The sequence below is a fragment of the Shimia sp. MMG029 genome (assembly GCF_027947445.1).
Lineage (GTDB): Bacteria > Pseudomonadota > Alphaproteobacteria > Rhodobacterales > Rhodobacteraceae > Shimia.
In genome coordinates this window covers 574,287-600,331 of sequence record NZ_JAQJIM010000001.1, presented here as the reverse complement: position 1 = coordinate 600,331, position 26,045 = coordinate 574,287, and the positions used below count along the sequence as shown (strand labels likewise).

Below are 26,045 nucleotides of genomic sequence, written 5' to 3'. Positions count from 1 at the left end.
GTCCCTATCGCATGCCCTTTTGTTGTGGAAAACCCCTAATCCTGCTTTGCCCCTTTTATTGCGTCGATTGCTGCGCCAACGCGCGCAATCTGCACAGCAAAACGTGCGGCGCAACGCTGACCGCCGATTGCCGCCCACATTGGCTCACCCCCATCCGTTCCGCGGAGCACGCCACCCAGATGACGTTTTCTTTACGACAATGCCGCCCCGCGACACTTCTACGCCGCTTATTGTCATTCAGCCCAACACAGGCCAGATATGGTCGCAGGTAAGCGAACAGACCCAAGGCCCTCAAATGAGCAGCGATCCACTTGTGATTTTCACGCCCTCCGGCAAGCGCGGCACCTTTCCGGTAGGCACTCCCATCCTCACCGCCGCACGGCAACTCGGTGTTGATCTCGACTCCGCCTGTGGCGGGCGCGGCATTTGCTCCAAATGTCAGGTGACGCCCTCCTACGGCGAGTTTCCCAAACATGGCGTGACGGTTGCAGAGGATGCGCTGTCAGAATGGAACGCCGTAGAGCAGCGCTATGACGACAAGCGCGGCCTGACCCCCGGCCGCCGCCTCGGCTGTCAGGCCACAGTGCAGGGCGATATCGTGATTGATGTGCCCGCCGAAAGTCAGGTGCACAAACAGGTGGTGCGCAAACGCGCTGAGGTGCGCGACATCACGCTGAACGCAACCATTTCGCGCGTCTATGTTGAGGTCGAAGAGCCCGACATGCACAAGCCCTCCGGCGATCTGGAGCGGCTGATGACCGCGCTGAAAGAGGCCACCGGTCACGCTGAAATCACCATAGACACCCATCTGCTGCGCCCGCTGCAGCCGATCTTGCGCAAGGGCAACTGGGCTGTCACCGCAGCCCTGCATCAGGGACACAAAGACAGCGCCCCGCGCGTCGTCGCCCTCTGGCCCGGCTATTATGAGGAACCGCTCTTTGGCCTCGCGGTTGACCTTGGCTCCACCACCATCGCCGGCCACCTCTGCAACCTCGCCACCGGCGAAGTGGTGGCCTCCTCCGGTCTGATGAACCCCCAGATCCGCTTTGGCGAAGACCTCATGAGCCGCGTCAGCTATGCCATGATGAACAAAGGCGGCGATCTGGAAATGACCGACGCCGTGCGCGCCGGGCTCAACCAGCTGGTGATAGATATCGCCAAAGAAGCCGAGATCGACAAAAGCCAAATTCTGGATGCGGTCTTTGTGATGAACCCGGTCATGCACCACCTCTTCCTTGGCATCGACCCGTTCGAACTTGGCCAAGCGCCTTTTGCGCTCGCGACGTCCGACGCCCTTGAACTGCCCGCCTCCGAGCTTGGCCTCGACATAGCGCCCGGCACCCAAGCCTACCTCCTGCCCTGCATCGCAGGCCACGTGGGCGCAGACGCCGCAGGCGTTGCACTCTCAGAAGCCCCAGACAAATCCGAAGACCTTGTTCTGGTTGTCGACGTGGGCACTAACGCGGAAATCCTGCTCGGTGACAAAGAAGGCGTGCTCGCCTGCTCCTCCCCGACAGGCCCGGCTTTCGAAGGGGCGCAGATCAGCGCAGGCCAGCGTGCTGCCCCCGGCGCCATCGAACGCGTGGAAATTGACCCAGTCACCAAAGAGCCGCGCTTCCGTGTCATCGGGTGTGAGCTTTGGTCCGACGATGAGGGCTTTGCCGCTGCTGTGGCAAACACTGGCATCACCGGCATCTGCGGCTCTGGCATCATCGAAGTGATCGCTGAAATGCGCATCGCTGGTCTGGTGGATGCCTCCGGCCTCATCGGCTCAGCCGAGCAAACCGGCACCAACCGCTGTTTCCTTGACGGGCGCACCAACTCCTACACGCTGTGGGAAGGCGACGCTGACCAGAAAGCCATCACCGTCACCAATGCCGACATCCGCGCCATTCAGATGGCGAAGGCCGCGCTCTATTCCGGCGCGCGCCTGCTGATGGACAAACGCGGCGTGGATCAGGTGGATCGCGTTGTGCTCGCCGGGGCTTTTGGCGCGCATATTTCTGCCAAACACGCTATGGTTTTGGGCATGATCCCTGACTGCCCGCTGGACAAAGTCACCTCTGCGGGCAACGCGGCGGGCACCGGCGCCCGCATTGCGCTTCTGAACAGCAAGGCACGCGGTGAAATCGAAACCCTGGTGCGCCAGATCGAGAAAATCGAAACCGCCGTTGAACCACGCTTTCAGGAGCATTTCGTCAATGCCTCTGCCTTGCCGAATTCGTCTGACCCTTTCCCAATCCTGCGCGATGTTGTGGCCCTCCCAGAGGTCAGCTTCAATACAGGCGGCGGAGAAGGCAGCAGTGCTGGAGGTGGGCGACGCAGACGCCGTCGGGGCTAACCCCGCGCATCAGGACATATGCCAAACGCAGATCGAAGCGCCCTCAGATCATGATAATCCTGAGGGCGCAACGGGTATCCAACCCGGTTTGCCACCTGAAACGTGGCTGACATACACGCCACCGGAACACCGCCAACACTCCCCTGCCCAGTAAAGGCGTCCGCCGGGTAAAATGCGCCATTCTCTGGCGGGCCGTAGATCCCGCGACCTGTGGCATCAAAGGTGACGACGTGAAAATCGACGCGTTCCGAGTGTTCGCGCGCAAAAACAAAATTCCAATCGCAGGCATCCACCGTCGGCGCTGGAGCAAAGCCATTGGAGCGCAGCCTATCACAGACGCGCCCCACACAGCGCGCCTCCAAAACAATATCAACATCGCCATGCGCGCGCGTCTGTTGTCTCAACAAAGCGTCCACACCCCATCCACCATCCAGCCAAACCCGGCAGCCAAGTTGCTGGATGTCTTCCAAAAGATCCTTCACAAATTTGGCTGATGCCATGCGCCCAATCCTGATGAGTTGCCGCCGCTGTAGTCAGACAAGAACCCATATGACGGCTCTTAGAAAACCCGCTTGACCCTACCGTAACGCTCCACTACCTAGGGCAGCGTTGCGGGTATGGTGAAATGGTATCATGCGAGCTTCCCAAGCTTAAGGTGCGGGTTCGATTCCCGCTACCCGCTCCACCTCTTCCAGACAGTTCTAAAATTCCCCAGCAAGGCCAGCACACAGCGCGCCATGTTGCGTAAGGTCATGTTTGCCGCCCCCAAAACCCACAGCTAAGGTCGCGCTCAACACGCAAAAACGATGAGCTTCCCATGTCTCTTGTGACCTATAAAACCCGTGGTAAAACCGCGATCCTCACGCTGAACAACGGCGAAAACCGCCAAAACCGCGCCTTTGCCGCCGCCATGCTCGCCGCGCTGCAACAGGCCGAAGACGACAAAACCATTCGCTCGGTAGTGATCACCTCAAATGATGAAAAGAACTGGTCGCAGGGTGTTGATCTGAACTGGCTCATGGCCGCACGTCAGGCAGGCCGCGAAGATGACATGCGCGCCTTCATGATCGAAATGAACGAAGTTTTTGCCCGCATTCTGACCTTCCCAATGCCTGTGATCGCCGCCATCACCGGCCACGCCTTTGGCAACGGGGCCATGCTGGCCTGCGCTTGCGACTTCCGCTTCATGCGCGCGGATCGCGGCTATTTCTGCTTTCCAGAGGTGGACATCAACATCCCGTTCCTGCCCTCCATGATCGCCTATGTGCGCAAGGCCATGCCCGAATACCGCTTCAACGAAATGAAGCTATCGGGCCGCCGTGTCACCGCCACAGAGCTTGAGGCAGATCATGTGCTGACCGCCGCACCAGATGCGGAGGCCACATTGGCCGCTGCGCTTGACTATGCCGCGACCTTTTCCAAAGGCCGCGGCATCTTTGGCGAGCACAAGCGCCGCATGCACAAAGATATTCTGGAGATCATGGCCCGCGACGACGCGCCCCTGATCGAGGCGCTGCAATTGACAGCCTAACCTCAGCTGTGAAAACTGCGGATCCGCGCAATCAACGCTTTGGTTGACGCGGAGGCCGCCTCCGGCACATCCCCCGACGTCACCGCATCCAGCAAACCACTCGCCAGCTCTTTGCCCAGCTCCACGCCCCACTGATCGTAAGAGTTGATCCCGTAAATCACCCCTTCGACAAACACGCGGTGCTCATACAGCGCCACAATCTGCCCCAGAACAAAGGGTGTCAGACGTGGATAGACCAGCGTTGTCGACGGGCGATTGCCAGCAAAGACACGGTGCTTGGCCAATTGATCCAGCTTTGCACCTGACACGCCTTGGTCTTCCAGCTGCGCCCGTGCGTCCGCTTCACTACGCCCTTTCAAAAGCGCCTCAGACTGCGCCAGACAGTTAGCCACAAGCGCCCGCTGATGGTTGCGCAGCGCAGGCTCATGCCCCTCAGCCCCCACCAGAAATTCACACGGCACCACCTGTTTGCCCTGATGGATCAACTGATAAAACGCATGCTGCCCATTGGTGCCAGGCTCCCCCCAGACAATCGGCCCCGCAACACGTGACAATGCGCTGCCATCCACCGCAACACTCTTGCCGTTGCTCTCCATCTCAAGCTGCTGCAGATAGGCCGGCAGCCGCGCCAATCGCTGTTCATAGGGCAGCACAGCCCGCGTGCCATGGCCACAGATCTGCTGATGCCAGATCCCAACCAAGGCGAGCATAACAGGCAGGTTCTCTTCAAAAGCTGCAGCACAGAAATGACGATCCATCGCCTGCCCGCCTTCAAGGAATCCTTCAAAGGCCGTCGGTCCAATCGCCAGCATCAAGGAAAAACCAATCGGCCCCCAAACCGAGTAGCGGCCGCCAACCCAATCCTCAAAGCCAAACACCCGCTCCGCCGGAATGCCGAACTCTGCGCATTTGTCCACTGCCGAGGAAATCGCCACAAAGCGCTCAAGCGCCGCGTCGCCGCCCGCCCAATTCAGCACGGTGCGCGCGTTCATCAGGGTTTCCTGCGTGGTAAAGGTCTTGGAGGCCACAATCACCAGCGTGGTGTCCGGGTCGAGCCCATCCAGCGTATCGGTGGCATCCGCACCATCTACATTGGAAATGAAATGGCATTTTGGCCCGTCATGATACGGCGCCAGCGCCATCACCGCCATCAGCGGCCCAAGGTCGGAGCCGCCAATGCCAATGTTGACCACATCCGTGATCCGCTGCCCCTGCCCCGGAAAGCTGCCATCGCGCACCGCAGCGGCCAGTCTCGCCATGCGCGCACGGGTCTCGTTGATCTCCGGCAACACGTCTTCGCCGTCCACCAAAACCGGCGCACCATCCAGATTGCGCAACGCCGTGTGCAGCACGGCGCGCTCTTCGGTTTCGTTGATCTTTGCTCCGCCAAACATCGCCGCGCGCTTGTCCGCAACGCCCGCCGCTTCCGCCAGCGCCATCAATGCCGCCTTGGCCGTGTCATCAATGCTGGTCTTGCTATAGTCAAAAAACAGCCCATCAACTGTCAGGGCAAACCGCTCTGCACGCGCCGGATCTGCGGCAAACAGATCTTCAATTTGGGTGCTCTGCGCTGCAGCTTTCAGGTCTTCAAGATCGGTCCACATCTGGCTCACTCCGTCCAATGCACATCTGCACCCGCGCACACCGCGCGGATCGGAGCGTCCACCTCTGGCAGGTTTTGCGCAGCGGTCAACGCCGCGCGCTTGTCTGCCCCTTTGATCAGGATGTGCTTGCGCAACGCCCCGTTCAGCACGCGCGCGCTCAGGGTGATGCGAATATCTGGCAAATCGTCACGCCGCACCGGGATCAGGATCGGCGCATCTGCAGCCAACGCCGCCTCAAGCCCCTCGGCATTGGGAAACAGTGAGGCCGTGTGCATATCCGCGCCCATGCCCATCACCGCCACATCCACAGGCAGCGATGCGGCAATGCCCGCTTCAAGCTCTGGTAACACATCCTCAGGCACCTCTGCTGGCGCATAAAGCGGCAGATAGCGGGCCGCCATCGCGCGATTTGTCAAAAGCCGCGCTTTGACCAAAGCGGAGTTGGACCGCTCATGATGCTCAGGCACCCAGCGTTCATCTGTCAGGATCACATCAACCCGCTCCCAGTCCAGATCCGCCGCGCTCAACACATCAAAAATCGGCCCCGGTGTCGTGCCACCCGGCACCGCCAGAACCACGCGCTCTTTTTGCGCCAATGCGTCGGTCAGGTCTTCCGCCAGCGCTTGGGCCACATCCATCGCCAGCATGTCAGCATCTGGGTAGGTCTTGAAGTTCATCTGTCTAAGCCTCTCCATTCACGCCCGTCGCGGCGCATCATCAAATCTGCATCATCAGGCCCATCGGAATAGGCATCATACGGTTTCGGCACATCGCCCCGCGCTTCCCAGCCGCGAATGATCGGATCGGTCCACGCCCAGGCGGCCTCCACCTCATCATCCCGCATAAACAAGGTCTGATTGCCCCGGATCACATCCATGATCAGCCGCTCATAGGCATCTGGCGTGTTCTCCGCGGTCGGCCCCAGCGCCTCTGCAAAACTCATATCCAGCGGCACATCCACCAGCCGCATGCCGCCCGGGCCCGGCTCCTTGATGGTCACATTCAACGTGATGCCCTCATTGGGTTGCAGCTGAATGTTGAGCTCGTTGCGATGCCGCCCGGCTTCGGGCCCAAAAATAGAGTGCGGCGTGTCTTTGAAGACCACCGTAATCTCACTGTCTCGCGCGCTCAGCCGTTTGCCGGTGCGCAGGTAAAACGGGGTGCCCGCCCACCGCCAATTGTTGATCTGACACTTCAGCGCAACAAAACTCTCGGTCTTGGAACGGGCATGGTCCACATCTTCGCGATAGGCCGCAACGCCATCAGCTGCGGTATATTGCCCACGTACAATATGATGTGGCTGCACCGCATCCAATGCGCGGATCACCTTCAGTTTCTCGTCGCGCACCGCATCCGGCTCAAACTGCGCCGGGGGCTCCATCGCGATCAGACACAACAGCTGCATCAGGTGGTTCTGCACCATGTCACGCATCGCGCCGGATTTTTCATAGTAATCCCCGCGCCCGGCCACACCGACCGTTTCGGCCACGGTGATCTGAATATGGTCGATGTATTGCGCATTCCACAGCGGCTCAAACAGCATATTGCCAAAGCGCACCGCCATCAGGTTTTGCACCGTTTCTTTGCCAAGGTAATGGTCGATCCGGTAAATCTGTCCCTCGTCGAAATACTGCGCCAGCTCGCGGTTGAGCGCCTGCGCACTCTCCAGATCATGGCCAAAGGGCTTTTCCACCACGATCCGCGTGTCATCCTCGACCAGCCCGTGTCGTTTCAGACCTTTGGCAAGATCAGAAAACACACCCGGCCCCACGGAAAAATAAAACGCCCGCACAGACCCCGGCGTCAGCAGGGCGGCAAGCTCAGGCCAGCCGCCCTCGCCCCGCGCGTCCACCGCCACATAATCCACATGTTCACAAAACGCCGCCACCTGCGCCGCATCAAGCGCCAGTTCCCCAGCAAACTCACTGAGCGCATCACTGACAACCGCGCGATATTCTTGTGAGGTCAAGCCACTGCGCGCCGCGCCCAACACCCGGCTGCCATCCGGCATCTGTCCTGAACAGAAACGGCGAAACAACGCAGGCAAAATCTTACGCCGCGCCAGATCCCCTGTGCCACCAAACACCACCAGATCAAAAGGCTCCACCGGAATAATTCGAGACACCATAAGGCCCTGTTTCCTTGTCGTTCTGCCCTGATCATACACGCAACGTTAGCGCTAACGAATTCAAAGGCCTGTCTATCACCGCCACTCTATCACCACAAGCACGCATCACAACTGTGTCAGATGCGATCCACAACGGATGGTCAAGCCTCTCAGGTTTGGTTAGGAGATGAATACGTTCCATAAATGGCAGCATCATGAAAGATCACGCAAATCTCGGCAAGTTTCAGGATCCTTTCATCACAGCAAAGGGCGAAAACCGCGCTCATGTGAAACTCAGCAATCCTGAAACTCTGTGGTTCAACACAGGCACCCTCTGCAACATCCAGTGCGAAAACTGCTATATTTTCTCCTCGCCCACGAATGATGATCTGCTTTACATCACAGCCGATGAGGTGAGCGACTATTTGGATCAACTTGAGGCGCGCAAATGGAACGTGCGCGAAATAGGCTTCACGGGCGGTGAGCCGTTCATGAATCCGGAAATGATCGAGATAACCCGCCGCGCGCTGGAACGTGGCTATGAGGTGCTTATCCTCACAAACGCCATGCAGCCTCTGATGCGCAAACGGGTGCGCGATGGCCTTTTGGCCCTGCGCGAAACCTACCGCGACACGCTCACCTTCCGCATTTCCATTGACCACTGGAACCCGAAAAACCACGATCGCGAACGCGGCGAAGGATCTTTTGCCAAGATGCTGGAGGGCATGCATTGGCTGCGCGACGAAGGCTTCCAGATGAAGGTCGCAGGCCGCACTCTCTGGGGTGAGTCAGACGCGGACTCCCGCGCCGGTTACGCCGCGCTCTTTGACGCCCACGACTTTCCCATCGATGCGCATAATCCAGGCCAGACCATGCTCTTCCCGGAAATGGACGAAACCGTCGAAGTCCCTGAAATTACAACGGAATGCTGGGGCATTCTCAACAAATCCCCAACAGAAGTCATGTGCTCCAACTCCCGCATGGTGGTCCGCCGCAAAGGCTCTGATGCCCCCGCAGTCATCGCCTGCACTCTGCTGCCCTATGTCGAAGAGTTTGAGCTCGGTCCAACCCTCAAAGACGCAGAGAAACCCGTGTTGCTCAATCACGCCCACTGCGCCAAATTCTGCGTGCTCGGCGGCGCCAGCTGCTCCGCCTGAGCCATCACAAGGAAGGGGCTCCCAACATGAGGCGCACCTACAATCAGGCTTAATTCAACTCCGGCGAGCGCCAGTATTTCGTACCTTCCAGACTGGCATTCACCCGCCAGCGGTTTTTGTCGAGCAAAAACACCGACCGTCCATCGCGAAAACTGGTCTGCTCGGTGTCCCCATCCGATCCTGACTGCGCCCCGCCACTAGCACCCGCATCATAGCCATGGGTGACAAATGTGTTCAGATCCTCAGCGGTTTCAAACAGGATCACAAACTGGTTGGTAAAACCGCCAATGCCAATCGCCCCGCCAAGCCCGCCGGTACCCATATTCATATAAACACGTCCGGAACCATTTTTGGCCATCGCCACACCACGCCCGTAGCCAGTGGTGACCGGAAAAATCGTCACCTTGCGCGCATCAAACACGGCGTAGCCCGCGCTTTGCTCATATAGCCGCGACGCCTCAGGGTTTTCTGCCAGCAGACGTGCCAAAATCTCATCCGCCATAGTGTCCAATCGCGCCCGCGTCTGATCTGCAGTCTCCTCATTGGACAAAAGTTCATCTGTTGAGGTCACGGTGTTCTCCACAGCCTCGGCACCCTTTTCAACAGCACCACCAACCGCGTCCGCTCCGCTTTCAATGGCGTGACCTGTCGCGTCAAGGCCCTCGCCAATTGCCTCTCCAGCGGTCTCCGCCCCTTTCTTGATTTTGTCCAAGAGCTTCTCTGCTGAAACCTCAGTAACCCCCAAACCAAGCGCCAAAGACACCACGACTGTCGCAATATTTTGTCTCATAAATTTCTCCTTTAAATAGTTTTGCGCTCCGCAATATCAGCCTCACCTTGAGACAAAAACCCCTCAGGAGACCCAAATCGGCCATTTCGGCAGCAAAGCTTTGAAATCTCTACGCATCACAACGGATTATGGTTTTTTATAGGGAAAACCAACAGGATCACCACAGCCCCATTGCACCCTAACTGTCGCCTCTGATATAAGCATCCCAACAAGATATGGACCGCCAAAAAGAAGCGAGATCGGGACTTGAGCGACACGCCGGAAACCCCTGAAAACGAAGACGAAAACACGCAACAGCGGATGATCCACGACGGTCCTTCTGTGACCATCGAGGAGGAAATGCGCGCCAGCTATCTCGATTATGCCATGAGCGTGATCGTCAGCCGCGCCATTCCAGACCTGCGTGATGGCCTCAAACCGGTGCACCGCCGCATTCTTTACGCGATGCATGAAACCGGCAACACCCACGATAAAGCCTACCGCAAGTCGGCCCGTCCTGTGGGTGACGTGATGGGTAAATACCACCCCCACGGCGACGGCGCGATCTATGACGCTTTGGTGCGGATGGCACAGGATTTCTCCATGTCGCTGCCGCTTCTGGACGGTCAGGGCAACTTCGGCTCCATGGACGGCGACAACCCGGCAGCCATGAGATACACCGAAGTCCGCATGGACAAGCCCGCCGCCTCCCTGCTGGCCGACATCGACAAAGAAACCGTTGATTTCCAAGACAACTATGATGGCAAAGACCAGGAGCCAACCGTGCTGCCTGCGCGCTTCCCCAACATGCTTGTCAACGGCGCGGGCGGTATCGCGGTGGGTATGGCCACCAACATTCCGCCGCACAATCTGGGCGAAGTGATCGACGCCACTCTGGCGCTGATTGAAGATCCGGATCTCACTTCTGAACAACTCATCGACTATGTCCCCGGCCCGGATTTCCCGACCGGCGGCATCCTTCTGGGCCGTTCTGGCGCGCGCAAAGCCTATCTTGAGGGCCGCGGCAGCGTCGTGATCCGCTCCAAAACCCGCGTCGAGGAAATCCGAAAGGACCGCTACGCCATCGTCATCGACGAAATCCCCTATCAGGTGAACAAAGCCGCGATGATCGAAAAGATCGCCGAGGCTGCGCGCGACAAACGCATCGAAGGCATCGCCCACGTGCAGGATGAATCCGACCGTGATGGCGTGCGCGTGGTGGTCGAGCTGAAACGCGACGCCACCGCCGAAGTGGTGCTCAATCAGCTCTTCCGCTTCACCCCGATGCAGACCCACTTTGGCTGTAACATGCTGGCCCTGAACGGCGGTCGCCCGGAGCAGCTCACCCTGCGCCGCTTCCTGACCTCCTTCATCGACTTCCGCGAAGACGTGGTTGCCCGCCGCACCGCATATCTGTTGCGCAAGGCCCGTGAGCGCAGCCACATCCTCTGTGGTCTGGCCGTGGCTGTGACCAATGTGGATGAAGTGGTTGCCACCATCCGCAGCTCTGCTGACGCCGCAGAGGCCCGTGAAAAGCTGATGACCCGTCGCTGGCCTGCGGCGGAAATCGCCGGATACATCCGTCTGATCGACGATCCGACCCACACCATGAACGACGATGGCACCTATAACCTGTCAGAAACGCAGGCCCGCGCCATCCTGGAACTGCGCCTGCAGCGCCTCACCCAGATTGGGGTGAAAGAAGTCACCGACGAGCTCGAAGAACTCGCCGCCAAGATCAAGGAATACCTTGAAATCCTGGGCTCGCGTGAGCGCATCATGTCCATCATCGGTGACGAGCTGCGCGAAGTCCGTGAAAACTTCGCTGTCGATCGCCGCACTGAAATCGTCGACTGGTCCGGTGACATGGACGACGAAGATCTGATCGAGCGTGAAGACATGGTCGTGACCGTCACCTCTGGCGGCTACATCAAGCGCACCCCGCTGGCCGATTTCCGCGCCCAGAAACGCGGCGGCAAAGGCATCTCGGGCATGCAGACCAAAGAAGAGGATGTGGTCACCACCCTCTTTGTGGCCAACACCCACACGCAGCTTCTGTTCTTCACCACCGATGGCATGGCCTACAAGCTCAAGACCTGGCGCCTGCCGCTGGGTGGCCGCACCGCCAAAGGCAAGGCGATTGTGAATATCCTGCCCATCCCGTCCGGTGTCTCCATTGCCGCGATCATGCCGGTGGACCGCCCAGAGGATGAATGGGACGATCTGCAAATCATGTTTGCGACCTCTGCGGGCACCGTGCGCCGCAACCGCTTGTCCGATTTCACAAATGTGAAAGCCAACGGCAAGATCGCCATGAAATTTGAGGATGATCACGCCGACACCAAGCTAATCAACGCCCGGATCTGTACTGACGAGGACGATGTGATGCTGGTGACCAACTCGGGCCGGGCAATCCGCTTCCCCACCACCGAGGTCCGCGTGTTCAACTCCCGCGCCTCCACCGGTGTGCGCGGCATCAAGCTCAATGGCGATGACGAGGTGGTCTCCATGTCCGTCATCCGCCACTTCCGCGCCGAAAGCGAGGAACGCGCCGCCTACCTCAAAATGCGCCGCGCTGTCGCTGGTCTCACCGATGATGGCGGCGATGACGAAGACGCAACCCCAGCGGGCGAGCTGTCTCAGGAGCGCTACGCAGAAATGTCTGCTGCCGAAAACTTGATCCTCACGATCACCGCTGGTGGCGCAGGCAAGCTCAGCTCGTCGCATGACTATCCGGTGCGTGGCCGTGGCGGCATGGGGGTGACTGCGATGGACAAAGCCATGCGTGGCGGCGAACTTGTGGCCTCCTTCCCCGTAGAGATGGGCGATCAGATCATGCTCGCCACTTCCAAAGGCCAGTCGATCCGCGTGCCCGTGGATGGCATCTCCTTCCGCTCCCGCTCTGCGGGCGGCGTGCGGGTGTTCAACACCGGCAAAGGCGAAGAGGTGGTCTCCGTGGCCTGGATCGCTGAACAGGATGAAGAAGAGGTCGAAAGCGAAAGCTAATCATCTCTGCGAGTGACAGACAAAGGGCAGCCGGCACCCGCCGCGCTGCCCTTTATTTTATCCGAGAAACCTATGCGTTTTAAATGAACCAAGCGGATCGCGTTTCACCTTCGACCGAACAAGAGCGGCAACCATCAAGCGTTTCAGGACACTAACAATCCGCCATAAAAAGCCTTGGCACTACGCCTTTGGTGGGTGTTTGATGACCAAATACACCCCCAAAAGAATAACAAAAACATGCGGAAATGCAGTGATTGGCAAGGTTGTGATCCATCCAAACCAATCATGTGTCTTATCCCAAGATCCCACGATATCAAAGCTATGAGACACCGCGCCATCCTTGCAGTCCTTTCCTGAAAAAGTAGAGCGCTCCAACACTTCCAACCTCGGCAAAAACGCCTTCTGGTGGCTCTTCCAAATCGCGTCCAGGATCCAGAATGGCAGCGATGACAGGGCAGCGCCCCACAACACAGCTTTGCCCGACGCCCCCAGCTTTTCGAAATAAACCGCAAAAATCGCTGCCAACCCTACGGTCACTGACCACCCTTTAATGGTCAGCGCAAACCCGTTGAAACTCTCGTAGGTTTGATAAAGTAGCTCATATTCGTTCCAGATCAGATCACAGATCAACGCATATCTCCCCAACAATCCCTTTGAGAAAGACTTGCGGCACCCATTTAAAAAGTAAAGTTTTTCTCTCTTGTCTTCCGGTTCTTATTCTTCTTCGGTTTTCAACAACGAAGGGTCTCCAAAGCGTCCCTTTTGCCTTGGGTATCTGTTTAGGTGGTGCAGCTATTAGAGACCGCCAAACTTGCTCTCGAAAATGAACCAGCACCGGCTCGCTCCGGTCTGCACCTGACAAGCTTTTTCTTGCCTCACCTAAATTTATGTGTCGAAGTCCACAAAGCGTATCACTGACTTTAGACGACACATAAATACCTATGATCAAATACTTTTCCGGCGCAGCGATGTTCAGCGCCTGCCTCAGCCTCACGACAAGCCTACCCGCGCAGGCCGCGACCCTGATTTACAACACAACAGAAAGCCAAGACGCCCTCGACACCCGATTTGGTGGCGCTGTCAGGGCCGAACAGCTCTTTGAAAAATACGCGGACTGCACCCTGCTCTATGACGGCAAAGTCGTTGAGGGCGACCTGAACGCCTTCCACACACTGTTTGACTATGACGGAGACAGCTTTTCCGAACCTCTGCCAGAAGGTGCTCGGCTCTGCCTCAACAGCCCCGGTGGCAATATGAACGAGGCGCTCAAAATCACCGAATTTCTTCGCGATATTTACGCCGATCTGCAAACCTATGTGGCTGACGATGATCTTTGCGCGTCTGCCTGCGCGCTGCTGTTTTTGTCCGGTGCTCACACGTTTGAGGGCGAAAGTTATGAAACCATCGCCATGCGCGCCTTAGCTCCCAGCGCGAAACTCGGGGTTCATGCGCCACGTCTGGCAGGACTGGATCCATACGCCCGCTATTCATCCGAAGACATCTCCGCCTTCTATGCGCGCGCGATCCGCACATCGGCACGCATCCATCGGTTTGCACAAACCAAGGATGACGAAGGCACGCCTTACCTCACGCCCTATCTCCATGCCCGCAACATCGAAACACCTGATTTTGATATGTATTATGTCGACACAGTGGCCGATGCGCTGTTCTCACAAATCCCTGTCACAGGTGTCTCCTATGAGGTCACACTCAACGCCAACTTGATCACAACAATCTGCCACAATGTGTTTATGATGGATGACGGCGCATTCAGCTGGTCCTTTGCACCAACCTGGAAGCCCCACAGCCTCGCCTCAGTGGCAGAGTTCTGGCCCGCCTTTGCCGAGATCATCCGCGCCACGCAGGATCCAGCGGCGCCAGCCTACCATACCGATGTTCAGATCGAGCAAAGAGACGGGGCCATCTATGGAGTACAACGCGGCTACCCCGTGGGCGGGCCTTACTACGCCGAAGACTGCCTCGTCCGTCTGCCCACTTCTGCAGAGGTTGGGGAGCAAACAAGCTTTGGCACCATTCGAAACGCTTGGGACACCCGCATCAGCCCTGACATCGAAATCCGCATCGGCGCCCAGACGCCCCGCGGCCCCCACAGCCTGCCGGAACCGGATCACGTGGCCATGCCCTACAGCTACTGGCAGTATGAAAATGCAAACAGCGACAGCGCCTTGCACAGCTATCCAACCCTGATGCTCTTCCCCATGGGCCTGCCGCTTGCCGATCTGCCCCGCGCCCCGGCCCCAACGCAAACAACAGAAACCCCGCACACGCAAACGCTCTCCTGCGACGATCTCTGGTTCCATCGCAACCGCATCTTCCATGAAAACGGCTATTGTTTCGCCTCTGGTCGCGGCATCGACACCTTCGGCAACGAGGGCTGTTTCACCAAATCCCCCGAACTCTCCGGCCGGGATGCAGAGCTTATGGCAATCATCAAAGCTGGCGAAAAAGAACTCGGGTGCTGATCCGCTAAGGGCGTTGGACACGCTCTCACCCTAAAACGCGCACCCCGCTTTCTCCTTCTTCAAATATCCAAAAACAAAGGGGACGCCACCGCGTCCCCTTTATTCATCCAACATCTCCCCAAGCCCTCAGAGCTTGTAGATGCCGCCAAACTTCTCTTCCAGATAAGCCAGCAGCGGCTCCCCGCTTGGCGCAGCGCCCGTGGCATGTGCAATCGTTGCCGCCGGTTCACGCAAACCGCCATGCTGCTGCAGATTTTCCCGCAGCCAGCCTGTCGCCGCCGAGGTATCGCCCTGCGCCAGCTGCGCATCCAGATCCGGCACAGCCTTGCGCAGCGCCTCATTCAGGCAACCCGCATAGACGTTGCCCAGCGAGTAAGTCGGGAAATAGCCAAACAGCCCCACCGACCAATGCACATCCTGCAACACCCCGTTGGACGGCTTGTCCACCGCATAGCCAAAATCAGCGGCAAAGCGTTCATTCCAGGCCGCTTCCAGATCATCCACCGCCAGATCACCCTGCATCAGTGCGCGCTCCAGATCAAAGCGCAGCATGATGTGCAGATTGTACTGCACCTCATCCGCCTCGGTGCGGATATAGCCGTCATTCACCCGATTCACGGTGCCATAAAACGCCTCAGCACTCTCAATGCCAAAATCGCCAAATTCCGCCTTCATCTGCTCAAACAGCCAGCCCGTGTAGGCCCGCCCGCGCCCCAGTTGGTTCTCATAAATCCGGCTCTGGCTCTCATGCACCCCCATGGAAACCCCATGCCCGATCGGCGTCAGCAGATAGTCGCGGTGAATGCCCTGCTCATAAGCCGCATGGCCCACCTCATGAATCGTGGAGTAAAAACAGTTGAACGGATCGCGCTCGCTCGTACGTGTGGTGATGCGCACATCCAGCCCGCTGCCCGAGCAGAACGGATGGGTCACACAATCAATGCGACCGTGGTCAAAATCATAGCCAAAGGATTTTGCCAGTTTGGCGGTCAGCGCCATCTGCGTGTCGCTGGCAAAGGTGCCGCTCAGCTTCGCCGGAGCTTCCGCTGCCAGCACAGCAGCACGCAACGCCACCAGCCGCGGCCGCATCGCGTCAAACATCGCCGCAATCTCTGCTGCCGTCATCTCCGGCTCATAGTCGTCAATCATGGCGTCATAGACATCGCCACCGGCTGCCAGCGCCTGCCCTTCCTGACGCTTGAGGTTCACAACTTCCTTCAGTGTTGGCAGAAACGCCGCCACATCCTCGTCAGAACGCGCCTGCGCCCAGATCCCCTGCGCGCGGCTGGTGACTTTGGCAATCTCTGCCGCCAGATCGGCGGGCACTTTGGAGGTCCGCTCAAAGCTCTTTTTGATGTGACGCAGCTGCGCACGGCCCACCTCATCCAGCGTGGCCGGATCAATCTCCGCCAGCCAGGCACCCACTTTGGGGTCGGTGCGACGCGCGTGCAATACGCTTTCCATCGCCGCCATTTCCTCGGCCCGCTGCGGCGCAGCCCCTTCCGGCATGATCGCTTCCTGATCCCAGCCCAGACGCCCGGCCACCTGACCCAGCGCCTCTGTGGTGTGGCTGAACGCCATCAACTGCTCATATGCAGACATAATTTGGTCCCTCTCTCAGGATGAAGTCTTCAGGCTGCGTCGCGCACCGACGTGGCAATAGGATAGTTGCTCAGGAACCGCGCCCGCAGGATCAGCACAACAACAATCACCGCCATCACCTGATGGGTGATCGCCACATGCATATGCGCAAATGTCAGCACCGTCACAATGCCCAGCACGATCTGCAGGAACATCGCCGCCAACGCCATATTGAAGGCAAAACGGGTCGATTTATGGGCAGAGCCCTGCCCGCGCCGCCATACCACAACCGCAAAGATCAAGAGCAGATAGCCCCAGCTGCGGTGAATGAACTGCACAAGCCCCGCGTTCTCAAAGAAATTGCGCCACAGCGGCTCCAGATCAAAGGCTTCCGCCGGAAAGATCTGCCCCGCCATCAACGGCCAGTCATTGTAGGACCGCCCCGCATCAATGCCCGCCACCAGCGCGCCCAGAAGGATCTGCACAAATGTCATATGCAACAGCCCGGTGGACATGGAAAACTGTTTGGCTTCTTTGCCGCGCCGTGCCTGCATCAGGTCACGCTCACTGCGCCCCAGCATCAGAATGTACCAGGTGATGAAGGCCAGGATCAGAAACGCCAGCCCCAGATGCGTGGCCAGTCGATAGCTCGCAACCGTGGTCACACCTTCGCCGGATGTCACGCCAGAGGCCACCATCCACCAGCCAATCGCACCCTGCAGCCCGCCCAAGGCGCCGATCAGCAATAGCCGCCCGGTCCAGCCTGTCGGGATCTGGCGCGCCAGTGCAAACCCAGCAAAACCCACCGCCCAGACGAGGCCAATCACACGCCCCAGCTGGCGATGCCCCCATTCCCACCAATAGATGGTCTTGAAGTCCTCCAGCGTCATCCAGTTGTTCTCAATCGCCCATTGGTCGATCTGCTGGTATTTCTCAAACTCGCTCTGCCAGTCCGCCGCGTTCATCGGCGGCACAGCCCCGGTCACAGGGCGCCATTCGGTGATCGACAAGCCGCTGTCAGTCAGCCGTGTAAGGCCGCCCACGGCGATCATCACCACCACCAGTGCAAACAGGATCATCAGCCAGATGCGGATGCCCCGCCGCGCGCCTTTGGTGCCCGCGTCAATCACCCCAACAGCTTTCGGCGCCTCTTTGGGGCCTTCGCTGCCAACCTCTTCGAAAATGCTGCGTTTCTGGCTCATCGCTCGCTCCTGTATTGCGCGGGAGCCTAATCTGGCGATCCACGCGCTGCAACCACTCAAGACTACGGATGCAAACCCGCCTCAGACGTTGAAAATAGGCGAAAAATCACCCTTTTTCTTTCCAGCGGACCATCTGTCGCATGACCCCGTGCAACATCTGCACATCCGCACGTGTCAGCCGCATCCGGCTCCACATATTGCGCAGATTGATCTTCATGCCTTCTGCCTTCTCAGGCGGAAAGAAGAACCCAGCATCATCCAGCCGCTCTTCGTAGTGGCGCTCCAGCGCCTCCATCTCCGCGTGCGTGGCCCAGTCGGTCTTGGTCATGTCCACGCGCTCGTGCACAATGTCCGCGCTCTGACGCCGCCACTCATAGGCGGTCAGCAGCACACATTGCGCAAGGTTCAGCGAGGCATATTCCGGGTTCACCGGCACATTGATGATCGCATTGGCGCGCGCAATGTCTTCGTTTTCCAGGCCAGACCGCTCCGGCCCAAACAACACCGCCACTTTCTCGCCGCGCGCAATCATCTCTGCCGCCTGTTTCATCGCCACTTCCGGCGTCACCACCGGTTTGGTCAACCCACGTGCCCGCGCCGTGGTGGCAAAGACATAGTGACAATCCTCAAGCGCCGCCTCGGTGGTCTCAGTCAGGAACGCCGCATCCAGCACCCGCCCCGCACCAGAGGCCATCGCCACCGCGCGCTCATTGGGCCAGCCATCGCGCGGGTCCACCACCCGCATCTTATCAAGCCCAAAATTCAGCATCGCCCGCGCTGCGCCACCGATGTTTTCCCCCATCTGTGGGCGCACAAGAACAAAGGCAGGTTGCGGTGTGGCGGATGTCATGGCTTTCTCCTGAAAAATCCGCCTGCTCATACCCGCGCGCCGCGCTCAAAACAAGCCATGCGCCTTCCTCTTGCCGCAAATATCCCCGCCGGAGGCTCGAAATCTCTTTTACACCGCCGGCCTGCTGGCCAAACTCCCGATAGCCAAACCAAAAAAACCGCGCTATAGCGGCGCGATCTAGACACGAGGAACACGCGCATGGCCGAGACAGAGCTGCCCCAGATCTATCTGATCACCCCGCCAGAGATCGAACTCTCCCAGTTTCCTGATCAACTGGCCTCTGTTCTGGACGCCAGCGACATCGCCTGCGTGCGCCTCGCCCTCGCCACCCGTGACGAAGACCGCCTGTCCCGCGCCGCGGACGCGCTGCGCGAAGTGGCCCACGCCCGAGATGTGGCCATCGTGATTGACGAACATGTCCTTCTTTCCGAACGCCTCGGCCTTGATGGTGTGCACCTCACAGATGCCGCGCGCTCGGTTGCCAAAACCCGCAAGGAACTTGGCAAAGACGCCATTGTTGGCGCTTTCTGTGGCGCCTCCTCTCACGAGGGCATGACCGCCGGTGAAAACGGGGCGGACTACGTGAGCTTCGGTCCGGTCGGCACCACCCCTCTGGGGGATGGCACATTGGCGGAAAAAGACCTGTTTGAATGGTGGTCTCAGATGATCGAAGTGCCGGTTGTCGCCGAAGGCGCGCTCGACACGGATATCATTCGCACCCTTGCGCCCTACACCGATTTCTTTGGCATCGGCGAGGAAATCTGGCGCGCCGAAAATCCGGCCGCCAAACTCAAAGAGTTCGAAGCCGCCTTCACCGCCTGATCCGCCCCCATCTCCGTGAGGTTCTCATGACCGCCACGCCTGACATTCTCTGCATCGGCTCCGTCCTCTGGGACATCATTGGCCGCGCGCCCAGCCACATGCGACAGGGCTCGGACGTTCCAGGCCGCATCTCCCGCCTGCCCGGCGGCGTCGCCTGGAACATCGCCATGACGCTCGCGCGCTTTGGCCTGCGACCTGCGGCGCTTTCGGCCATTGGTCGCGACGCAGAAGGCGACGAGCTGATGACCGCCTGCCGTGAAATGGGCGCGATCATGGATCACGTCTATCGCTCCGCCGATCTGCCCACCGACACCTATATGGCGGTCGAAGGCAAAAACGGCCTCATCGCCGCCATCGCCGATGCCCATTCGCTTGAGGCGGCAGGCGACAAAATACTGATCCCGCTTGAGGATGGCACCCTCGGCTCAGAGGCGGCGCCCTATGGCGGGCTCATTGCTCTGGATGGCAACCTCACCCAGCGCCTGCTCGATCAGATCGCCCGCAGCCCGCTGTTTTCTGCCGCCGACCTGCGCGTCGCGCCCGCCTCTCCGGGCAAGGCCGAGCGTCTGATGCCGTTCCTGATGCACTCCCGCGCGGTGCTCTATGTGAACCTTGAGGAAGCCGGCTACCTTTGTCAGACCGAGTTTACTTCGTCCGAAGCCGCCGCCGAGGGCCTGCTGGCCCGCGGCGCCGCCCGCGCCCTCGTCACCGATGGCGGAAACTCTGCCTCTGACGGCACCGCCGCAGGCATCATCACCCAACAACCGCCTGCCGTTCTGGTGACTCGCGTCACCGGCGCAGGCGACACTTTCATGGCCGCGCACATCGTGGCCGAATCCCAAGGCGCCAGCCGTGACGAGGCGCTGTCCCGCGCCCTCAACGCTGCCGCCAAATACGTTTCTGGAGAACACGCCACATGACCCTGATCACTCTGTCCCCCGAAGTGTCTGAGGCCAAGAAAAACGGCACACCCATCGTGGCGCTGGAAAGCACCATCATCACCCACGGCATGCCTTACCCGCAAAACCTCGAAGTCGCGCGTCAGGTGGAAAACGACATCCGTGAAAAAGGCGCTGTCCCGGCCACCATGGCAGTGATCGACGGCACCCTGCACGCAGGTCTGACAGATGAGCAGCTCGAAGCACTGGCACAAGCCAAAGACGTGGCCAAGGTCAGCCGCGCCGATATGGCCGTGATCATGGCGCAGGGCCGCACCGGTGCCACCACCGTCGCCGCCACCATGATCGCCGCCGATCTGGCTGGCATTTCCGTCTTTGCCACCGGCGGCATCGGTGGAGTGCACAAAGGCGCAGAGGAGAGCTTTGACATCTCCGCCGACCTCACCGAGCTGGGCCACACACCCGTCACCGTTGTCGCCGCAGGCGCCAAAGCCATCCTCGATGTGCCCAAAACACTCGAAGTGCTGGAAACCAACGGCGTACCGGTGATCGCCTATGGTCAGGACAGCTTCCCGGCCTTCTGGTCAGCACAGTCTGACCTCACCGCGCCGCTGCGCATGGATGACGCCGCCGCAATTGCCGCCGCCCACAAAATGCGTGGTGCCATGGGCCTTCCCGGTGGCCAGCTGGTCGCCAATCCAATCCCGGCGTCTGATGAAATCCCCGCCGAAGATCTGGCCCCAGTGATCGCGCAAGCCACCCGCGAAGCCGAGGAACAGGGCGTCACTGGCAAGGGCGTCACCCCCTTCCTACTGCAGCGCATCTTTGAGTTGACCGAAGGCCGCTCGCTCGTGGCCAACATCGCGCTGGTGCGCAACAACGCCCGTTTGGCTGCCGACATCGCCGCGGCACTGGTGTGACCCCTAAAACTGCCTGCTCAGCGTGCAGACACCGGGCCGCTGTATCACACAGCGGCCCCTCTCACGCCGCCCTAGCGTAAACGTCATTGCAGCGCCTGCCACAAATGCCTAACTAGGTATCAGACTTTCGCAGGACCCACGCATGACGACCCCATTTGACGAAGACCCAAACAAACACCGTGTTGGTTTTTTGGGCGGCCTCCGCTCCAGCTTCTTCACTGGCATTGTCGTCATTCTGCCCATCGCGCTGACCATCTGGCTCGTCTGGACGTTGATCGGCTGGGTGGACGGCTTTGTCCTGCCTCTGGTGCCCAGCACCATTCAGCCGGAAAAATACATCGGCATCAATCTGCGCGGCGTCGGCCTGATCATCTTTCTGGTGTTCACCGTGCTTGTTGGCTGGATCGCCAAAGGTCTGATTGGCCGCTCTCTGCTGCGCTTTGCCGAAGATCTGGTCGACCGCATGCCGGTGGTGCGCTCGATCTATTCCGGCGTGAAACAGATCGCCGAAACCGTCTTTGCCCAAAGCGAGCGCAGCTTTGAAAAAGCCTGCCTGATCGAATACCCCCGTCGCGGCATCTGGGCGATTGGCTTTATCTCCACCACCGCCAAAGGTGAGGTCGCCGAGTCTGCGGCCACCACAAATGGTCTGGTCAGTGTGTTTGTCCCGACAACACCCAACCCAACCTCAGGTTTCCTGCTGTTCTTCCCCAAAGACGACATCATCGAACTTGAGATGTCGGTTGAGGATGCCGCCAAACTGGTGATCTCCGCCGGTCTGGTTTACCCAAACCCCAAAGACCCGAGCGTGCCTGAGGGCAGCTAACACGTCGCGGGTTTTTCAGAGCGACATTCAATTGATGCGCTGGAGGAAGCCCGAGAGAAACATTTTGTGCCCAAGAGCAACTGTGCGGGACAGAGCCCCCATTCGCTGCGGGTGTGCTGGATGGCCTTTCGCCATGCCTCTACTTGATACCGGGTTTCCGTCTCATCTCCACTCGTTGGCAGTTGCGATGTGACAGAAACCCTCTCTTATCCAAGCGATCTATACTGTTTCGTTTGTGCGGGCCTCAGAAAGATCAGATGTTCCTCAGAGGATCACACCAAAACCCAGTTACACTACAAGTCATATAGTGCAGATCCTGAGTTGTTGAATTCGAAGGATTCCACGATCAAATTCTCTGGATCCAAAATCGCAGTGATTACGTAGTCTCGAGGACCATCTGGCGCACCAGCATCGTCGAGCAGCGCTCTCAGGTTCTGAATTTCGATGACTTCGCTTTCTCCCGCTGTATCTAAGCCAGAAGTAGCGGAAGCAATCGAATAGATTTCGCCTGTAGTCTGGTCAACAGCCACAACATCGTAATCAATTGTTGTGCTGAGATTATTGTTACCCCCCAACGTCGCTGTAAATACAAATGAATCTCCTTCAGACAGGTCGGAAACACTTGCACCGGTTACATACGCATCCGTGATAATGTTAGGAAGAAATTCTTCCAAGGTGTCGAAGTTGTTGTTTTCGTTTGATTCTGAAACGAGTTGATCGTGGTCGATTTCAACTCGGAACTCAAAGTCATCACCGAGATCAAAACCCGAACCCGTGTAAATACTTCGTCCAACATCCTCGATCACGATGTTTCCTGCCACAACAGATTGTGTGTAGGGGATTTGACCCTCACTGATGACAAACTCCGCATCTGGGGTGTTGGTTGAGTAGACGACGACTTTGTAGCCAATATCCCCATGTCGCTCAAATACGCCGTTTAGCGTATAGTCAAACTCTAGGTCGAAGTTCTTTATGCCGTCGATAACCTCACCTCCTATAAGTGCGAGGTTTTTAACTGACAAGTCGGGCCGAATTTCAGGGATGTCGAAAACCCGGGATGCGGTATTGTTGTTTTCGTTGCTCTCAACGATGATATCGTCGCTGTCGACAGTGATCTTAAATTGCAAGTCTAATCCCATCAATTCGGGATAACTCTCTTGCAGGACAGCAGTTACATCGCGTGCGGTAATGGTTACTGAGCGGTTTTGTCCGATAGCTGGGATATCCCCTTCGGCAACGACAATTTCGCTGTTGCGGTCAAAGGGGTTGAGTACGACAATCTTGTAGCGAGATGCTTCGGCGGCATCGTTTCCAGTGTTGCCGACCCTGAATTGCAGATCGGCCTCATGAACACCGTTGGTCACTCTGTTGCCGAGCAGTTTGATTTCGTATTTGTAAGTGGCCAGGTCCGGATCGAGATGAGGGATGTCGAATACCCGGGATGCGGTGTTGTTGTTTTCGTTGCTCTCAACGATGATATTGTCGCTGTCGACAATGACCTGAAATTCCAAGTCTAATCCCATCAATTCGGGATAGCTTTCTTGCAGGACAGCAGTGACATCACGTGCGGTAATGGTTGCCGAGCGGTACTGTCCGAGAGTTGGGATGTCCCCTTCGGCAACGACAATTTCGCTGTTGCGGTCAAAAGGGTTGAGTACAACAATCTTGTAGCGAGATGCTTCGGCGGCATCGTTGCCAGTGTTGTCGACCCTAAATTGCAGATCGGCCTCATGAACACCGTTGGTCACTCTGTTGCCGAGCAGTTTGATTTCGTATTTGTAAGTGGCCAGGTCGGAATTTGTTGTTGCCATTCGGCAGTCTCCATATGCAGTTTCAATTGTACTTATGATTGAATTATTTGCGACCTACATTAGTCATGCGGGTTAATTTCGAGTTAACCGAACCCTGCCAAATTTAACTGTCAGGAAGTTTGTGCGTCTTATTTTCGACAACTTAAATCGGTCGAGCCTACTCCGATGAGTTGTTCAAGTCACATTCCAAGGCTGTCACTCGCACTCATGTCGGAAAAGTCAGGCCAAATAATGGTCGCCATTAGATAAGAGTCGGCATTCATGCACATCGCAGCATCGGTCGAAGAGGGCTCACAGCAGCCACTCTTCTTCACTCCACAAACGTGTCAACTTTCCCATCGAGTCCTTACCGCGCGCACAGTCTGACCACCACAGGTGCCACGCACCCTCACGGCCCCTTTCTCAATACAACGTCTCACGATACCGCTGCTCGGCATAAGACTGCTCTGTTGACGGCACCTCCATCTCCGCATGATCCTTAATCATCGCATAAAGCGAGGGCACCGGGCGCTCTGTTGGCCAGGTCTCAGGCTTCCAAAGTCCAGAGCGCACATGGGCCTTGCCGCAATGCAAAAACACCTCTTCTGCCGTCACCCGCAGCACGGTTTTGGGAGACCGCCCCTTGATGGCGAACCGCGCGCAAAGGTCCGCATCATCGCTGATCTCCGCCACCCCGTTCACCCGCAGTGTTTCCGCCACGCCGGGGATCATAAACAGCACCGACACCTTCGGATGCGCCAGAATGTTGAGCAGCCCGTCAATCCGGTTGTTGCCCGGCCGGTCAGGGATCAACAGCGTGGTGTCGCTTTCCACTTCCACAAACCCCGCCGGGTCGCCTTTGGGCGATGCATCCAGATTCTGACCATCAGAGGTCACAAGCACCAGAAACGGCGCGTGGGCGATGAAATTTCTGCAGTGCGCATCAAACTGCGCAATCACCTTCTGCGCCGCATGTGGCGACACATCCCCGTAGATCTCTCTCAGTTTCTCAGGTGTCATCATGCCGGTCTCTCCCTTCGCCCAGAGCACAGCGTCCACCACTGCACCTCCTCGCTCTTGAAGCGTGTCTGCCGCCATGATGCAAGCTTTGCGTGTCAGCCGCTATACATCGCCGCCAGATCCACCGTGCCCCGCGTGTTCAGATCGTCCTTATGGGCACTCAGGAAGGATTTCGCCGCCGCCTGCCCCGCTTCTTTCAACTGCAACAGCACCGAGCTCACCGGCCAGCTTTTGGTCATCACCGACAGGCTGTTCATCAAGGCATCATCGGCAATCATATGCACCTTCACATCGCGTTTCTCTTCCTGCTTCAGCGCGCCTTGCGCAATCAAGCGCTGCACGAACGCCACCGCCCGCAATTCGCTCATCAGCGAGGCGTTAAAGCTGATCTCATTGATCCGGTTGGCAATCTGCTGCGGCGTCACCGGCAGGGTTTCGCGCCTAAGCGGGTTGATGTTCACAATCACCACATCATCCGGAAACTGCCGGTCAAACAACGGCCAGAGCGAGGGGTTGCCCGTGTAGCCCCCATCCCAATAGGCCTCCGTCCGCCCGGTCTTGGGGTCCTCCACATCCACCGCCTGAAACATCGTCGGCAGACAGGCCGAGGCCAAAAGCGCATCGGTGCTGATCTCAGATCCCGAAAACACCCGCGCCTTGCCAGAGCGCACATTGGTCGCACAGACAAACAGCGCCGGTCCTTCATCTGCACAGATCAGATCAAAGCTCATCTCATCCACAATGTCGCGCAGCGGATGGGCATAAAACGGCCCCATCGCATAAGGCGAGGTCATCTGCTGCATCATATCCGCCGCCATAAACGGCCAGCTGTATTCCATGCTGCGGCTGACCATACCGGGCGGAACAGCGGCGAACCACATATCCAGCCCTGGCACCTGTGCCGCGCCCAGCTGGCTCCAGAACCAGTCAAGATTTGCGCGCGCGCCCTCCCGACCACCTTTCAGCATGCCCGCTTTCAACGCCGCGCCATTCATCGCCCCCGCCGAGGTGCCGGTGATCCCGGCAATCTCGATCTCTTCGTCCTGCAACAAGGCGTCCAAAACACCCCAGGTGAAGGCCCCATGCGCGCCTCCGCCCTGCAAGGCCAGATTGATGCGCTTCATGAAACCCTCCTAA

At 58.4% G+C, this 26,045-nt stretch carries 21 protein-coding genes and 1 tRNA gene; 10 read left to right on the top strand and 12 right to left on the bottom strand.

Annotation, left to right across the window (positions count from 1 at the left end):
* The first annotated feature begins 295 nt into the window (after positions 1-295).
* Positions 296-2,341 (top strand): ASKHA domain-containing protein, encoded by a 2,046-nt coding sequence (locus tag PJL69_RS02910; RefSeq protein WP_271308314.1) that lies wholly within the window; start codon positions 296-298, stop codon positions 2,339-2,341.
* Here PJL69_RS02910 and PJL69_RS02905 read toward each other — a convergent pair.
* Positions 2,338-2,841 carry a nucleotidyltransferase domain-containing protein gene (locus PJL69_RS02905; RefSeq protein ID WP_271308313.1) on the bottom strand — a complete coding sequence of 168 codons (504 nt, stop codon included), beginning with the start codon at positions 2,839-2,841 and terminating at the stop codon, positions 2,338-2,340. The two genes, PJL69_RS02910 and PJL69_RS02905, sit on opposite strands and share 4 nt — an antisense overlap.
* Positions 2,842-2,952: 111 nt before the next feature.
* On the opposite strand from PJL69_RS02905, the gene PJL69_RS02900 reads away from it, so the two are divergent.
* Together PJL69_RS02900 and PJL69_RS02895 are read left to right on the top strand one after the other, a co-directional pair.
* A tRNA-Gly gene (locus tag PJL69_RS02900) sits at positions 2,953-3,026 on the top strand.
* A 132-nt stretch (positions 3,027-3,158) separates the two neighbouring features.
* Entirely contained in the window at positions 3,159-3,872 is a 714-nt protein-coding gene (locus tag PJL69_RS02895; RefSeq protein ID WP_271308312.1) for an enoyl-CoA hydratase/isomerase family protein, read from the top strand.
* Positions 3,873-3,874: 2 nt separating this feature from the next.
* Here the strand turns inward: PJL69_RS02895 and pgi are convergent, their stop codons facing one another.
* From pgi to zwf, 3 genes are read right to left on the bottom strand one after another with little or no spacing between them, the layout of a single operon-like run.
* Complete coding sequence (gene pgi, locus PJL69_RS02890; RefSeq protein WP_271308311.1) at positions 3,875-5,476, bottom strand: glucose-6-phosphate isomerase; 1,602 nt, start codon at positions 5,474-5,476, stop codon at positions 3,875-3,877.
* 5 nt (positions 5,477-5,481) lie between these two features.
* The gene (gene pgl, locus PJL69_RS02885; RefSeq protein WP_271308310.1) at positions 5,482-6,153 is read right to left on the bottom strand and encodes a 6-phosphogluconolactonase; all 672 of its coding nucleotides are present in this window, start codon (positions 6,151-6,153) and stop codon (positions 5,482-5,484) included.
* The gene (gene zwf, locus PJL69_RS02880; protein WP_271308309.1) at positions 6,150-7,604 is read right to left on the bottom strand and encodes a glucose-6-phosphate dehydrogenase; all 1,455 of its coding nucleotides are present in this window, start codon (positions 7,602-7,604) and stop codon (positions 6,150-6,152) included. Before zwf ends, pgl begins: the two co-directional genes overlap by 4 nt.
* A 194-nt stretch (positions 7,605-7,798) precedes the next feature.
* Between zwf and PJL69_RS02875 the strand changes: the two genes are divergently transcribed.
* Positions 7,799-8,740, top strand: a complete 942-nt coding sequence (locus PJL69_RS02875) for a radical SAM protein (RefSeq protein WP_271308308.1) — start codon at positions 7,799-7,801, stop codon at positions 8,738-8,740.
* Between the two features lie 49 nt (positions 8,741-8,789).
* Here the strand turns inward: PJL69_RS02875 and PJL69_RS02870 are convergent, their stop codons facing one another.
* Positions 8,790-9,530 carry a hypothetical protein gene (locus tag PJL69_RS02870; RefSeq protein WP_271308307.1) on the bottom strand — a complete coding sequence of 247 codons (741 nt, stop codon included), beginning with the start codon at positions 9,528-9,530 and terminating at the stop codon, positions 8,790-8,792.
* Between the two features lie 246 nt (positions 9,531-9,776).
* Between PJL69_RS02870 and gyrA the strand changes: the two genes are divergently transcribed.
* Positions 9,777-12,515 carry a DNA gyrase subunit A gene (gene gyrA / locus PJL69_RS02865; RefSeq protein WP_271308306.1) on the top strand — a complete coding sequence of 913 codons (2,739 nt, stop codon included), beginning with the start codon at positions 9,777-9,779 and terminating at the stop codon, positions 12,513-12,515.
* A gap of 180 nt (positions 12,516-12,695) precedes the next feature.
* On the opposite strand, the gene PJL69_RS02860 is transcribed toward gyrA, so the two are convergent.
* Positions 12,696-13,145 (bottom strand): hypothetical protein, encoded by a 450-nt coding sequence (locus PJL69_RS02860; RefSeq protein ID WP_271308305.1) that lies wholly within the window; start codon positions 13,143-13,145, stop codon positions 12,696-12,698.
* A 311-nt stretch (positions 13,146-13,456) separates the two neighbouring features.
* Between PJL69_RS02860 and PJL69_RS02855 the strand changes: the two genes are divergently transcribed.
* Entirely contained in the window at positions 13,457-14,998 is a 1,542-nt protein-coding gene (locus PJL69_RS02855) for a YARHG domain-containing protein (protein WP_271308304.1), read from the top strand.
* A 126-nt stretch (positions 14,999-15,124) separates the two neighbouring features.
* On the opposite strand, the gene PJL69_RS02850 is transcribed toward PJL69_RS02855, so the two are convergent.
* The 3 genes from PJL69_RS02850 to PJL69_RS02840 all read right to left on the bottom strand — a co-directional run bounded on the left by PJL69_RS02850 (position 15,125) and on the right by PJL69_RS02840 (position 18,631).
* Positions 15,125-16,600, bottom strand: a complete 1,476-nt coding sequence (locus tag PJL69_RS02850) for a carboxypeptidase M32 (RefSeq protein WP_271308303.1) — start codon at positions 16,598-16,600, stop codon at positions 15,125-15,127.
* A 29-nt stretch (positions 16,601-16,629) separates the two neighbouring features.
* Complete coding sequence (gene ctaA, locus PJL69_RS02845; RefSeq protein ID WP_271308302.1) at positions 16,630-17,781, bottom strand: heme A synthase; 1,152 nt, start codon at positions 17,779-17,781, stop codon at positions 16,630-16,632.
* Between the two features lie 106 nt (positions 17,782-17,887).
* Complete coding sequence (locus tag PJL69_RS02840; RefSeq protein ID WP_271308301.1) at positions 17,888-18,631, bottom strand: RNA methyltransferase; 744 nt, start codon at positions 18,629-18,631, stop codon at positions 17,888-17,890.
* A 198-nt stretch (positions 18,632-18,829) separates the two neighbouring features.
* Between PJL69_RS02840 and PJL69_RS02835 the strand changes: the two genes are divergently transcribed.
* From PJL69_RS02835 to PJL69_RS02820, 4 genes are all read left to right on the top strand, one after another.
* Complete coding sequence (locus tag PJL69_RS02835) at positions 18,830-19,453, top strand: thiamine phosphate synthase (RefSeq protein WP_271308300.1); 624 nt, start codon at positions 18,830-18,832, stop codon at positions 19,451-19,453.
* A gap of 26 nt (positions 19,454-19,479) precedes the next feature.
* A complete protein-coding gene (locus PJL69_RS02830) occupies positions 19,480-20,373 on the top strand; it encodes a PfkB family carbohydrate kinase (RefSeq protein WP_271308299.1) in 894 nt (297 codons plus the stop codon).
* A complete protein-coding gene (locus tag PJL69_RS02825; protein ID WP_271308298.1) occupies positions 20,370-21,272 on the top strand; it encodes a pseudouridine-5'-phosphate glycosidase in 903 nt (300 codons plus the stop codon). Before PJL69_RS02830 ends, PJL69_RS02825 begins: the two co-directional genes overlap by 4 nt.
* Positions 21,273-21,414: 142 nt before the next feature.
* Positions 21,415-22,098, top strand: coding sequence for a DUF502 domain-containing protein (locus tag PJL69_RS02820; protein ID WP_271308297.1), 684 nt, complete (start codon positions 21,415-21,417; stop codon positions 22,096-22,098).
* A gap of 293 nt (positions 22,099-22,391) precedes the next feature.
* On the opposite strand, the gene PJL69_RS02815 is transcribed toward PJL69_RS02820, so the two are convergent.
* The 3 genes from PJL69_RS02815 to PJL69_RS02805 form a co-directional block, all read right to left on the bottom strand.
* Positions 22,392-23,909: a CARDB domain-containing protein gene (locus tag PJL69_RS02815; protein ID WP_271308296.1), complete on the bottom strand. Its 1,518-nt coding sequence runs from the start codon at positions 23,907-23,909 to the stop codon at positions 22,392-22,394.
* A 402-nt stretch (positions 23,910-24,311) separates the two neighbouring features.
* Positions 24,312-24,986: a pyridoxamine 5'-phosphate oxidase family protein gene (locus PJL69_RS02810; RefSeq protein ID WP_271308295.1), complete on the bottom strand. Its 675-nt coding sequence runs from the start codon at positions 24,984-24,986 to the stop codon at positions 24,312-24,314.
* Between the two features lie 17 nt (positions 24,987-25,003).
* A complete protein-coding gene (locus PJL69_RS02805; RefSeq protein WP_271308294.1) occupies positions 25,004-26,032 on the bottom strand; it encodes a patatin-like phospholipase family protein in 1,029 nt (342 codons plus the stop codon).
* Between the last annotated feature and the right edge of the window lie 13 nt (positions 26,033-26,045).